Origin of the sequence: Falsiroseomonas selenitidurans (assembly GCF_012103215.1) — a bacterium.
GTDB lineage: Bacteria > Pseudomonadota > Alphaproteobacteria > Acetobacterales > Acetobacteraceae > Falsiroseomonas > Falsiroseomonas selenitidurans.
The window spans coordinates 15311-26719 of record NZ_JAAVNE010000062.1 but is presented as its reverse complement, the minus strand read 5'-3'; the positions used below and the strand labels follow the sequence as shown (position 1 = coordinate 26719).

General features: G+C 67.5%; 22 protein-coding genes and 1 pseudogene. All 23 read left to right on the top strand.

Annotated features, from left to right (window positions below; genetic code table 11):
* On the top strand, positions 1–93 hold a 93-nt coding region (locus tag HEQ75_RS28915), incomplete at its 5' end, for an EF-Tu C-terminal domain-related protein (RefSeq protein ID WP_209318762.1).
* Positions 94–125: 32 nt separating this feature from the next.
* Positions 126–434, top strand: a complete 309-nt coding sequence (gene rpsJ, locus HEQ75_RS24520) for a 30S ribosomal protein S10 (RefSeq protein WP_092961082.1) — start codon at positions 126–128, stop codon at positions 432–434.
* 25 nt (positions 435–459) lie between these two features.
* On the top strand, positions 460–1179 hold the full coding sequence (gene rplC / locus HEQ75_RS24515) for a 50S ribosomal protein L3 (RefSeq protein WP_168034762.1): 720 nt from the start codon (positions 460–462) through the stop codon (positions 1177–1179).
* A gap of 11 nt (positions 1180–1190) precedes the next feature.
* Positions 1191–1865, top strand: a complete 675-nt coding sequence (gene rplD, locus HEQ75_RS24510) for a 50S ribosomal protein L4 (protein WP_168034765.1) — start codon at positions 1191–1193, stop codon at positions 1863–1865.
* A gap of 32 nt (positions 1866–1897) precedes the next feature.
* The gene (locus HEQ75_RS24505) at positions 1898–2194 is read left to right on the top strand and encodes a 50S ribosomal protein L23 (protein ID WP_456237397.1); all 297 of its coding nucleotides are present in this window, start codon (positions 1898–1900) and stop codon (positions 2192–2194) included.
* A gap of 4 nt (positions 2195–2198) precedes the next feature.
* Positions 2199–3032 carry a 50S ribosomal protein L2 gene (gene rplB, locus HEQ75_RS24500; protein ID WP_168034760.1) on the top strand — a complete coding sequence of 278 codons (834 nt, stop codon included), beginning with the start codon at positions 2199–2201 and terminating at the stop codon, positions 3030–3032.
* Between the two features lie 5 nt (positions 3033–3037).
* On the top strand, positions 3038–3316 hold the full coding sequence (gene rpsS, locus HEQ75_RS24495) for a 30S ribosomal protein S19 (protein WP_168034759.1): 279 nt from the start codon (positions 3038–3040) through the stop codon (positions 3314–3316).
* A 7-nt stretch (positions 3317–3323) separates the two neighbouring features.
* On the top strand, positions 3324–3728 hold the full coding sequence (rplV, locus tag HEQ75_RS24490) for a 50S ribosomal protein L22 (RefSeq protein ID WP_168034758.1): 405 nt from the start codon (positions 3324–3326) through the stop codon (positions 3726–3728).
* Position 3729: 1 nt separating this feature from the next.
* Positions 3730–4407, top strand: coding sequence for a 30S ribosomal protein S3 (rpsC, locus tag HEQ75_RS24485; RefSeq protein WP_168034757.1), 678 nt, complete (start codon positions 3730–3732; stop codon positions 4405–4407).
* A gap of 12 nt (positions 4408–4419) precedes the next feature.
* A complete protein-coding gene (rplP, locus tag HEQ75_RS24480; RefSeq protein ID WP_168034756.1) occupies positions 4420–4845 on the top strand; it encodes a 50S ribosomal protein L16 in 426 nt (141 codons plus the stop codon).
* 1 nt (position 4846) lies between these two features.
* Positions 4847–5098, top strand: a complete 252-nt coding sequence (gene rpmC, locus HEQ75_RS24475; protein ID WP_168034755.1) for a 50S ribosomal protein L29 — start codon at positions 4847–4849, stop codon at positions 5096–5098.
* Positions 5099–5110: 12 nt separating this feature from the next.
* Entirely contained in the window at positions 5111–5422 is a 312-nt protein-coding gene (gene rpsQ, locus HEQ75_RS24470) for a 30S ribosomal protein S17 (RefSeq protein ID WP_168034754.1), read from the top strand.
* A 12-nt stretch (positions 5423–5434) separates the two neighbouring features.
* Positions 5435–5803 carry a 50S ribosomal protein L14 gene (gene rplN, locus HEQ75_RS24465; protein ID WP_168034753.1) on the top strand — a complete coding sequence of 123 codons (369 nt, stop codon included), beginning with the start codon at positions 5435–5437 and terminating at the stop codon, positions 5801–5803.
* 4 nt (positions 5804–5807) lie between these two features.
* Positions 5808–6128, top strand: a complete 321-nt coding sequence (gene rplX, locus HEQ75_RS24460; protein ID WP_168034752.1) for a 50S ribosomal protein L24 — start codon at positions 5808–5810, stop codon at positions 6126–6128.
* A 173-nt stretch (positions 6129–6301) separates the two neighbouring features.
* Positions 6302–6838 (top strand): annotated as a pseudogene (gene rplE, locus HEQ75_RS24455) (50S ribosomal protein L5); the annotation flags it as partial.
* A 63-nt stretch (positions 6839–6901) separates the two neighbouring features.
* On the top strand, positions 6902–7207 hold the full coding sequence (rpsN, locus tag HEQ75_RS24450) for a 30S ribosomal protein S14 (RefSeq protein WP_168034750.1): 306 nt from the start codon (positions 6902–6904) through the stop codon (positions 7205–7207).
* 12 nt (positions 7208–7219) lie between these two features.
* Positions 7220–7618: a 30S ribosomal protein S8 gene (rpsH, locus tag HEQ75_RS24445; protein ID WP_168034749.1), complete on the top strand. Its 399-nt coding sequence runs from the start codon at positions 7220–7222 to the stop codon at positions 7616–7618.
* A gap of 13 nt (positions 7619–7631) precedes the next feature.
* On the top strand, positions 7632–8165 hold the full coding sequence (rplF, locus tag HEQ75_RS24440; RefSeq protein WP_168034748.1) for a 50S ribosomal protein L6: 534 nt from the start codon (positions 7632–7634) through the stop codon (positions 8163–8165).
* Complete coding sequence (gene rplR / locus HEQ75_RS24435; protein ID WP_168034747.1) at positions 8165–8530, top strand: 50S ribosomal protein L18; 366 nt, start codon at positions 8165–8167, stop codon at positions 8528–8530. Before rplF ends, rplR begins: the two co-directional genes overlap by 1 nt.
* 11 nt (positions 8531–8541) lie before the next feature.
* Complete coding sequence (rpsE, locus tag HEQ75_RS24430; protein ID WP_168034746.1) at positions 8542–9183, top strand: 30S ribosomal protein S5; 642 nt, start codon at positions 8542–8544, stop codon at positions 9181–9183.
* Entirely contained in the window at positions 9176–9382 is a 207-nt protein-coding gene (gene rpmD, locus HEQ75_RS24425) for a 50S ribosomal protein L30 (RefSeq protein WP_168034745.1), read from the top strand. Before rpsE ends, rpmD begins: the two co-directional genes overlap by 8 nt.
* A gap of 1 nt (position 9383) precedes the next feature.
* Entirely contained in the window at positions 9384–9875 is a 492-nt protein-coding gene (gene rplO / locus HEQ75_RS24420; RefSeq protein WP_168034744.1) for a 50S ribosomal protein L15, read from the top strand.
* A gap of 166 nt (positions 9876–10041) precedes the next feature.
* On the top strand, positions 10042–11409 hold the full coding sequence (gene secY, locus HEQ75_RS24415; protein WP_168034743.1) for a preprotein translocase subunit SecY: 1368 nt from the start codon (positions 10042–10044) through the stop codon (positions 11407–11409).

The following is an 11409-nucleotide window of genomic DNA, read 5'->3' as shown; positions in this document are numbered from 1 at the left end:
GCGCCGATCGCGATGGATGAGGGCCTGCGGTTTGCGATCCGCGAAGGCGGCCGCACCGTCGGCGCCGGCGTCGTCGCCAAGATCGTCAAGTAACGCGACGACGGAAGGGTACGGGCCAAAGCGCCATGGACAGCCAGAACATCCGCATTCGCCTCAAGGCGTTCGATCACCGCGTGCTGGATGGCAGCACGCGGGAGATCGTCAACACGGCCAAGCGGACGGGTGCGCGGGTGCGCGGGCCCATCCCGCTGCCGACGCAGATCGAACGTTTCACGGTCAACCGCTCGCCGCACGTCGACAAGAAGTCGCGCGAGCAGTTCGAGATCCGCACGCATCGTCGCCTGCTCGATATCGTCGATCCCACCCCGCAGACCGTGGACGCGCTGATGAAGCTCGACCTCGCCTCGGGCGTGGACGTCGAGATCAAGCTCTGATCCGGCGACAAGAGGACCAACCACCATGTCCATCACAGGCCGTCAGGTTACGGGCCGTTCCGGGCTGATCGCCCGGAAGCTGGGTATGTCCCGGCTTTTCAACGAGGACGGTTCCACCGTTCCTGTCACGGTTCTGCACGTCGATGACGTGCGGGTCATCGCACAGCGCACGATGGAGAAGGACGGCTACGTCGCCGTCCAGATCGGCATCGGCAACGCCAAGCCGAAGAACGTGACGAAGCCCCAGAAGGGCCACTTCGCGAAGGCCGGCGTCGAGGCGCCGCGCAAGACCGTGGAGTTCCGCGTGGCCGAGGACGCGCTGCTGGCGCCTGGCACGAAGCTCGACCTCGGGCATTTCGTGGCCGGCCAGAAGGTCGACGTCACCGGCGTGACGCAGGGCAAGGGCTTTGCCGGCGCCATGAAGCGCTGGAACTTCTCGGGTCTCGAGGCGTCGCACGGCGTGTCGATCAGCCACCGCTCGCACGGCTCCACCGGCAACCGCCAGGACCCGGGCAAGACCTTCAAGAACAAGAAGATGGCCGGCCACATGGGCGTCGAGCGCGTGACCACGCAGAACCTGGTCATCGCCGGGCACGATGCGGAGCGCGGGCTGCTTCTGGTGAAGGGCGCGGTTCCCGGCTCGAAGGGCAGCTATGTGCTGGTGCGCGATGCGGTGAAGCGCGCGCGCCATCCGGATGCGCCGTATCCGGCCGGTGTTGCCGCTGACGCTGGGGCGCAAGGGTAAGAATCATGGCGATCCAGCTTCCTGTCATCACCCTCGACAACGCCCCCGCCGGCCAGGTCGACCTGCCGGAGGCCTTCTTCGGGGCCGAGCCGCGCGCCGACATCATGGCCCGTGTGGTCCATTGGCAGCTCGCCAAGCGGCGCGCCGGGACCCACAAGGCCAAGGGCATGGGCGAGGTTTCCGGCACCACCAAGAAGCCGTACCGGCAGAAGGGCACCGGCAATGCGCGCCAGGGCTCGCTGCGTGCGCCGCAGTACCGCAAGGGCGGCGTCGTGCATGGGCCGGTGGTGCGTGACCATGGCTACAACCTGAACAAGAAGGTCCGGCGCCTGGGCCTGATCTGCGCGCTCTCCGCCAAGGTGGCGGCGGGCAAGCTGATCGTGCTCGATGCCGCGTCCGCCGCGGAGGGGGCCAAGACCTCCGCCATGGTGGCGCAGCTGAAGAAGCTGGGCTGGGACAGCGCGCTGGTCGTGGATGCGACGGTGGATGAGGGCTTCGCCCGCGTCACCCGCAACATCCCGAAGATCGACGTGCTGCCGACGATCGGCGCCAACGTCTACGACATCCTGAACCACGACATGCTCGTGGTGACGCGCGCCGGGCTCGATGCCCTGGCGGCGCGCCTCAGCGGTGTTGCGGCGCGTGGCGCGGCGTCGAACGGCGTTTCTGAGGAATCCGAGGCATGAGCGAGACGGCACCCAAGCCGCGCGGCAAGGTCCTGTCCGCGGAGCGCCTGTACCAGGTGATCCTGGCGCCGGTGGTGACGGAGAAGGCGACGCGGCTGAACGAGACCAGCCAGGTGACCTTCAAGGTGACGCTGGATGCGACCAAGCCGGAGATCCGGCAGGCCGTTGAGAAGCTGTTCAACGTCCAGGTCGAGGCGGTGAACACGCTGGTGATGAAGGGCAAGACCAAGCGGTTCCGCGGCCGGGCTGGCCAGCGTTCCGATTGGAAGAAGGCGGTGGTGCGGCTGCAGGCCGGACAGACCATCGACCTCACGACGGGGCTTGCGTGACGCCATGGCATTGAAATCGTTCAACCCGGTCACCCCGTCGTCGCGCGGCACGGTCCTCGTCGACCGCAGCGACCTGTGGAAGGGCAAGCCGGTCAAGGGCTTGACCGAAGGCAAGCCGCATTCCGGCGGCCGCAACAACCATGGCCGCACCACGGTGCGGTTCCGGGGTGGCGGACACAAGCAGTCCTATCGCATCGTCGACTTCAAGCGTCGCAAGTTCGACGTGGCGGCGGTGGTCGAGCGGCTGGAATACGACCCGAACCGCTCCGCCTGGATCGCGCTGCTGAAGTACGCCGATGGCGAGCTGGCCTATATCATTGCGCCGCAGCGCCTGAAGGCGGGCGACAGCGTGGTGTCGGGCGAGAAGGTCGACATCAAGCCCGGCAATGCGATGCCGCTGGCCAACATCCCGGTCGGCACCATCATCCATTGCCTGGAGATGAAGCCCGGCGCCGGTGCCAAGGTCGCGCGTTCGGCCGGCACCTTCTGCCAGCTGGTCGGCAAGGATGCGGGCTACGCGCAGGTGAAGCTGATGTCCGGCGAGGTCCGCCTGGTGCGGGCCGAGTGCATGGCCGCCATCGGCGCCGTGTCGAACCCGGACAACAGCAACCAGCAGATCGGCAAGGCCGGCCGCACCCGGTGGATGGGCTTCCGCCCGCATGTCCGCGGCGTGGTCATGAACCCGGTCGATCACCCGCATGGTGGTGGTGAAGGCCGGACCTCCGGCGGCCGCCATCCGGTTACCCCGTGGGGCAAGCCCACCAAGGGTGCCAAGACCCGTAACAACAAGCGTACGGACCGGCTCATCGTCCGGCGCCGCAACGCGACGAAGGGCTGACGGCAATGTCGCGCAGCGTCTGGAAGGGGCCGTTCGTCGACGGCTACCTGCTCAACAAGGCAGAGGCAGCCCGCGCTTCGGGCCGCAACGAGGTCATCAAGATCTGGTCGCGCCGCAGCACGATCCTGCCGCAGTTCGTCGGCCTGGTGTTCGGCGTGTACAACGGGAAGAAGTTCATCCCGGTGCAGGTGAACGAGAACATGGTCGGCCACAAGTTCGGGGAGTTCTCGCCGACGCGGACCTTCACCGGCCACTCGGCCGACAAGAAGGCGAAGCGGGGCTGATCGCACCATGAGCAAGCCGAAGCACGAGCGCGCGCTCGAAGAAACCGAGGCGCAGGCCATCACGAAGAACATTCGTGTCAGCCCGCGCAAGCTGAACCTGGTGGCGGGGCTGATCCGCGGCCGCACGGCGCAAGACGCCGTCGCGACGCTGACCTTCTCCAAGCGCCGCATCGCCCAGACGGTGAAGAAGACGCTCGAGAGTGCGATCGCCAACGCCGAGAACAACCACTCCCTGGATGTCGACCGCCTGGTCGTCACCAAGGCCGAGGTTGGCCGCGCCGTGGTGATGAAGCGCTTCCATGCGCGTGGCCGTGGCCGCTCCTCGCAGATCGAGAAGTGGTTCAGCCATCTGAAGATCGTGGTGGCCGAGCAGTCCGTGCCGGCGCCGGCGGCACAGCAGGAGGCCGCGTAACATGGGTCACAAAGTCAATCCCATCGGGCTCCGGCTCGGCATCAACCGCACGTGGGACAGCCGCTGGTACGCGGACAATGAATACGCGCGGATGCTGCATGAGGACCTGAAGCTGCGGAAGACGCTGCGCGAGCGCCTGAAGGGCGCCGGCGTGTCCCGCGTGGTGATCGAGCGTCCGGCGAAGAAGCCGCGCGTTACGATTCATGCCGCCCGTCCGGGCGTGGTGATCGGCAAGAAGGGCGCGGACATCGAGAACCTGCGCAAGGACCTGGCGAAGATGGCCGGGGCCGAGGTCTCGCTGAACATCGTCGAGATCCGCAAGCCGGAAATCGACAGCACCCTGGTGGCCGAGAGCATTGCGCAGCAGCTGGAGCGCCGCGTGGCCTTCCGCCGCGCCATGAAGCGTGCCGTGCAGTCCGCCATGCGGCTGGGCGCCGGCGGCATCCGCATCAACTGCTCCGGCCGTCTCGGCGGGGCGGAGATCGCGCGCATGGAGTGGTACCGCGAGGGCCGCGTGCCGCTGCACACGCTGCGCGCGGACATCGATTTCGGCGTCGCGACCGCGAAGACCACCTACGGCACCTGCGGTGTCAAGGTTTGGATCTTCAAGGGCGAGGTCATGGCCCATGATCCGATGGCGCAGGACAAGCGCGCCGCGGAACAAGCGCCGCAGCGTTGAAGGTAGTGAATCATGCTGCAGCCTAAGCGCACCATCTATCGCAAGGCCCACAAGGGCCGCATCAAGGGCGTGGCCAAGGGTGGCTTCACGCTCAACTTCGGCGGCTTCGGCCTGAAGGCGCTGGAGCCCGAGCGGGTGACGGCGCGCCAGATCGAGGCGGCGCGTCGTGCCATCACGCGCGCCATGAAGCGCCAGGGCCGGGTGTGGATCCGCATCTTCCCGGATGTGCCGGTCTCCACCAAGCCGGCCGAAGTCCGCATGGGCTCCGGCAAGGGCGCGCCGGAATACTGGGTGGCCCGCGTCAAGCCCGGCCGCATCATGTTCGAACTCGACGGCGTGTCCGGCGAGATCGCGCGTGAGGCGCTGGAGCTCGGGGCTGCGAAGCTGCCCATCAAGACCAAGATCGTGACGCGCCTCGGCGCGGCGCCGGAGGCCTGACATGGCTCAGACGAAGATCGCGGACGTGCGGGCCAAGACCCCGGACGAGCTGCAGGAGATGCTGGTGGACCTGAGGAAGGAGCAGTTCAACCTGCGCTTCCAGCGTGCCACCGGGCAGCTTGAGGCGACGGGCCGCATCAAGCAGGTGCGGCGCGACATCGCGCGGGCGAAGACGATCATGGCCGAGCGCGCCCGCGCCCAGGCCGGTAACAGCGACCGGCGCGCCGAAGGCGCGACGGCGAATCAAGCTTAAGGGGTTCGGGCGATGCCGAGGCGCGTCCTCACGGGCCGGGTGGTCAGCGACAAGACCGACAAGACGGTGACCGTCCTTGTCGAGCGTCGCGTGATGCATCCGCTCTACAAGAAGTTCATCCGCCGGTCGAAGAAGTACGCCGCGCACGACGACGCCAACCTGTGCAAGGAAGGCGACGTGGTGTCGATCGAGGAATGCCGTCCGATCAGCAAGAGCAAGACCTGGCTGGTCGTGGTGCGCAACGGCGATGCGGTCGAGCGGCCGGAGGGCTTCTCCGCCCCCGCCCCGAAGACCGCGCCCGAAGCGCCGGCAGCGGCAGTCTGAGGCGCACAGCAGATGATCCAGGTCGAATCCAACCTCGACGTCGCCGACAATTCCGGTGCGCGCCGCGTCCAGTGCATCAAGGTGCTGGGCGGTTCCAAGCGCCGCACGGCCTCCGTCGGTGACATCATCGTCGTTTCCGTCAAGGAAGCGATTCCCCGCGCCAAGGTGAAGAAGGGCGAGGTGCATCGCGCCGTCATCGTACGCACGGCCTATCCCGTGCGGCGCATCGACGGCACGGCGATCCGCTTCGACAACAACGCCGCGGTGCTGATCAACAAGCAGGGCGAGCCGATCGGGACCCGCATCTTCGGGCCGGTCGTGCGCGAGCTGCGTGGGCGCAAGTTCATGAAGATCATCTCGTTGGCGCCGGAGGTCCTGTAAGGCCATGGCCGCGAAGATCAAGAAGGGCGACCGCGTCGAGGTTCTCGCCGGTCGCGACAAGGGCAAGAAGGGCGATGTCATTCGCGTCCTGCCCGAGGAGAACCGCGCCTTCGTGCAGGGCGTGAACATGGTGAAGCGCCACACCAAGCCGCAGGGCATGGGCAAGCCGGGCGGCATCGTCGAGAAGGAGGGTCCGATCGACCTCTCCAACCTGGCGCTGCTCGACCCGGTGTCCGGCAAGGCGACGCGGGTGGGTTTCAAGGTGCTCGAGGATGGCCGCAAGGTGCGCGTGGCCAGGCCGTCGGGTGAGGTGATCGACCGATGAGCGGGACCAAGAAGGGCGGGACCCCCGCCAAGGGCGGGGCCAAGTCGACGCCGCCGAAGAAGGGCAACGCGGCCCCGGCCGCCGCCAAGGGCGGCGAGCAGCGGGTCGCCCCGGCCTCGCCGGCCGCGGTTGCCAAGGCCGGTGAGGCGCATGCATCGCCGCAGGGCCAGACGCGGCTTCGCAAGCTGTACGAGGAGGTCGTGCGCCAGCGCCTGACCGAGGAGTTCGGCTACAAGAACCCGATGGAAGTGCCGAAGCTCGAGAAGATCGTCATCAACATGGGCGTGGGCGAAGCCGCGGGCGACCAGAAGAAGCTGGACGCTGCGGTGGCCGACCTGATGGCGATCGCCGGGCAGAAGCCGGTGAAGACCAAGGCGCGCAAGGCCATCGCGGGGTTCAAGATCCGCGAGGGCCAGGCGATCGGCTGCAAGGTCACGCTGCGCAAGGCGCGGATGTACGAGTTCCTCGACCGTCTGGTGACCATCGCCCTGCCGCGCGTGCGCGACTTCCGTGGCATCCCGGGCAACCGTGGCTTCGATGGCCGTGGCAACTACGCCATGGGCCTGAAGGAGCAGATCGTGTTCCCCGAGATCAACTACGACAAGGTGGACACGGTGCGCGGCATGGACATCCAGTTCGTGACCACCGCGAAGACCGACAAGGAAGCGAAGGCGCTGCTCAAGGCGTTCGACCTTCCTTTCGCCAACTGATTTGGAAAACCGCCCGGCTTGGATGTGTCCAAGCGGGGCAGGTTCCGGAGGATTTGAGACGGCATGGCCAAGACCTCGTCTGTCGAGAAGAACAAGCGTCGTGAGCGGCTTTCGAAGCTGCACGCGCCCAAGCGCGCCGCCCTCAAGGCGGTGGTGATGGACCGCGAGCTGCCGGTGGAGGAGCGCTTCGAGGCGACGCTGAAGCTGGCGCAGCTGCCGCGCAACGGCGCCAAGAACCGCGTTCGCCTGCGTTGCGAACTGACCGGCCGTCCCCGCGGCAACTACCGCAAGTTCAAGCTCAGCCGTAACCAGCTCCGCGATCTGGCCAATAATGGTCAGATCCCCGGTCTGGTTAAGGCCAGCTGGTAAGGAGGGCCGCGAATGTCGCTGTCCGATCCGTTGGGTGACATGCTCACCCGTATCCGCAACGCCCAGCGTGCGCGCCAGACGCGCTGCGTGGCGCCGGCCTCCAAGCTGCGGGAGAACGTGCTCGATGTGCTGAAGCGCGAAGGCTACATCCGCGCCTTCGCCACCGAGCAGCTGCGCCCGGGCATCAAGGTCATCAGCATCGAGCTGAAGTATTCGGAAGGCGAGCCCGCCATCAAGGAGATCAGCCGCGTGTCCAAGCCGGGCCGCCGGGTGTATTCCAAGATCGCGGAGCTGCCGAAGTTCTACTCCGGTCTCGGCATCTCGATCCTGTCCACGCCGAAGGGCGTGATGAGCGACAATGAGGCCCGCGCTGCCAATGTTGGCGGCGAAGTCCTCTGCCGCGTGTTCTGACGGGAGGATAGGCATGTCTCGCGTCGGCAAATATCCGGTTCCGGTTCCGGCAGGCGTCCAGGTGGCGCTGCAGGGCCGCAAGGTTGTGGCCAAGGGCAAGAATGGCGAGTTGTCGCTCGACCTGACCGAGGAGGTCGATGTCACCATCGACGGCGGCAAGGTCGCGGTGGCGCCGCGCGGTTCCGACCGCCGGGCCCGCACCATGTGGGGCACCACCCGCAGCCTGATCCAGAGCATGGTGACGGGGGTTTCCACCGGCTTCACCCGGTCCATGGAAATCACCGGCACCGGCTACCGCGCCGCGGTGCAGGGCAAGGAACTGGTGCTCAACCTGGGCTACAGCCACGACATCCGCTATCCGATCCCGGCGGGTATCAAGATCACCTGCGAGAAGCCGACCTCCATCAAGGTGGAAGGCGCCGACAAGCGCCAGGTCGGCCAGGTGGCCTCTGAGATCCGCGCGTATCGCGGCCCCGAGCCCTACAAGGGCAAGGGCGTGCGCTACGACAACGAGGTGATCCTCCGGAAGGAGGGTAAGAAGAAGTAATGGCCGACAAGAAGCTCGCATTGACGGAGCGCCGCCGTTCGCGGCTGCGCTACCAGCTCAAGATGAAGTCCGGCGGCCGGGTGCGGCTGTCCGTCTTCCGCTCGGGCAAGCACATCTACGCGCAGGTCATCGACGACAAGGCGGGCCGTACGCTCGCCGCCGCGTCGTCGCTCGAGAAGGCGATGCGCGAGGAGCTGAAGACCGGCGCCGACAAGGATGCGGCGGCGGTGGTGGGCAAGCTGGTGGCGGAGCGTGCGCTCGCCGTCGGCGTTGTCGAGGTGGTGTTCGATCGCGGTCCGTACCTCTACCACGGTCGCGTCAAGGCGCTCGCGGAGGCTGCCCGCGAGGGCGGCCTCTCCTTCTAAGGAGTTCGGGAATGGCACGGGAACCCCGGAGCGGCGAGGGCGGCGGTGGCGGTGAGGGCGGCGATCGCCGTCGGGGCCGCGGTCGCGACCGCAACGAGAACAGGCAGGAGCGGCAGGACGGCGACGAGCTGAAGGACAAGCTCGTCACCATCAACCGCGTGGCCAAGGTGGTGAAGGGCGGCCGTCGGTTCAGCTTCGCCGCGCTGGTCGTTGTTGGCGACCAGAAGGGCCGCGTGGGCTGGGGCGCCGGCAAGGCGCGCGAGGTGCCGGAGGCGATCCGCAAGGCGACGGAGCGTGCCAAGCGCACGATGATCCGCGTGCCGATGCGCGAGGGTCGCACCCTGCATCACGACCAGGTCGGCGAGTTCGGCGCGGGCCGCGTGATCCTGCGGGCAGCGCCCGCCGGCACCGGCATCATCGCCGGCGGCCCGATGCGCGCGGTGTTCGAGACGCTGGGCATGGGCGACGTCGTCGCCAAGTGCACCGGCACGACGAACCCGCACAACATGGTGAAGGCGACCTTCGCGGCGCTGGGCCGCTGCACGAGCCCGCGGGCCGTGGCGGCGCGGCGTGGCAAGAAGGTCTCGGACCTGCTGGGTCCGCGCAAGGACGCCGTGGCCGAGGGCGCGGCGCCGGAGGCGGCGAATGTCTGACGAGAAGAAGACCGTGAAGGTGACCCAGACCGGGTCGCCGATCGGCCGCAAGCCCGGCCAGCGTGAAACGCTGATCGGTCTCGGCCTGAACAAGATCCGCCGTTCGCGGGAGCTGGAGGATACTCCGGCCGTGCGCGGCATGATCCGGAAGGTCGCCCACCTGCTGAAGGTGGACGAAACCCCCGGGAATGGTGGGTGACATGAAGCTCAACGAGATCCGCGACAACGACGGCGCCCGGCCGAAGTTCAAGCGCATCGGCCGCGGCATCGGCTCCGGCAAGGGCAAGACCTCGGGCCGCGGCGTCAAGGGTCAGAAGGCCCGCACCGGCGTCTCCCTCAACGGCTTCGAGGGCGGTCAGCTGCCGATCTACCGGCGTCTGCCGAAGCGTGGCTTCGTCAACATCTTCCGCAAGGTCTACGCGCCGCTGAACCTCGGCACGCTGGACCAGGCGATCGCCGATGGGCGGCTGCCGGCGGAAGGGCTGATCGACGAGACCATGCTGCGCGAGTCCGGCGTGGTGCGCTCCTCGCCCAAGTACAGCGGCGTGCGGCTGCTCGCGACGGGCGAGCTGACCCGCGCCGTGACGCTGACCGTCTCCGGCGCCTCGGAAGCGGCGGCGGCGGCGGTTCAGGCGGCGGGTGGCACGCTGACGCTGCTGGTCGCCAAGGCCGAGGCCCCGGCGGAGGGCTGAGGCCTCGCCGGGGGTTCGAAAGACCCCCGCGATGCCCGGCCAAGCGATGCGCCGCCCTTGCACCCCGGGGGTGCGGGCGGCACTTTAAGGAAGCTGCGACGCGGCGTCCCGGGCCCGCCCCTTCGGCGAGGCGAGGGGGCGCCGCTTTCGCGAGGAGGGTTCGCACATGGCGTCCGCCGCCGAACAGCTTGCGGCCAATCTGAATCTCGGGGTGCTGGCCAAGGCGACCGAGCTGAAGAACCGGCTGTGGTTCACCCTGGGGGCCTTGCTGGTCTACCGCATCGGCTCCTACGTGCCGGTGCCCGGCATCGATGCCGGCGTGATGGCGGAGCTGCTGCAGCAGATGGGCGGCGGCATCCTCGGCATGTTCGACATGTTCACCGGCGGCTCGCTGGGGCGCATGACGATCTTCGCGCTCAACATCATGCCCTACATCTCCGCCAGCATCATCGTGCAGCTGATGTCGACCGCCATTCCCGCCTGGGAAGCCCTGAAGAAGGAAGGCGAGTCCGGCCGCAAGAAGCTGAACCAGTACACGCGCTACCTGACCCTGGTGATCGCCATCTTCCAGGCCTATGGCATTGCGGTGGGGCTGGAGAGCCTGCGGGGCAGCTTCGGCGCCGCGGTGCACGACCCGGGCATGTTCTTCCGCATCTCCACCGTCATCACCCTGACCGGCGGGACGATGTTCCTGATGTGGCTGGGCGAGCAGATCACGGCGCGGGGCATCGGCAACGGCATCAGCCTGATCATCTTTGCCGGCATCGTCGCCAACCTGCCCTCCGCGCTCGCGGCAACGCTGGAATTGGGCCGGACCGGCGCGCTCTCTGCCTTCTTCATCATCACCTTCCTGGTCATCGCGCTGCTGGTGATCGCGCTGGTGGTCTTCGTCGAGCGGGCGCAGCGGCGCATCCCGGTGCAGTATCCCAAGCGCCAGGTGGGCAACCGCATGTTCGGCGGCGAGAACACGCACCTGCCGCTGAAGCTGAACACCGCCGGCGTCATGCCGCCGATCTTCGCGTCCTCGCTGCTGCTGCTGCCGGCGACCTTCGCGGCCTTCCAGACAGACCGGGCGGAGCCCTCCTTCCTGACGGATGCGGCGAACCTGCTGGCCCATGGGCAGCCACTGTACATGGCGCTGTACCTGGCGCTGATCGTCTTCTTCGCCTTCTTCTACACGGCGGTGGTGTTCAACCCGCAGGAGACGGCGGATAATCTGCGCAAATACGGCGGATTCGTGCCCGGCATCCGGCCCGGCCTGCCGACCGCGCAGTATTTCGACCGGGTGCTGACCAGGCTGACGGCGGTGGGGGCGATCTATCTTTCCGTGGTCTGCATCCTGCCCGAGCTGCTGATCTCGAATTACGGGGTGCCCTTCTATTTCGGCGGCACCTCGCTGCTTATCATCGTGTCGGTAACGATGGACACGGTGGCCCAGGTGCAGTCACATTTGTTTGCCCATCAGTATGAGGGGCTCATCAAGAAGGCTCGGCTCGGTGGCCGCGGCACGCAACCGGGGGGACGCGGTCGATGA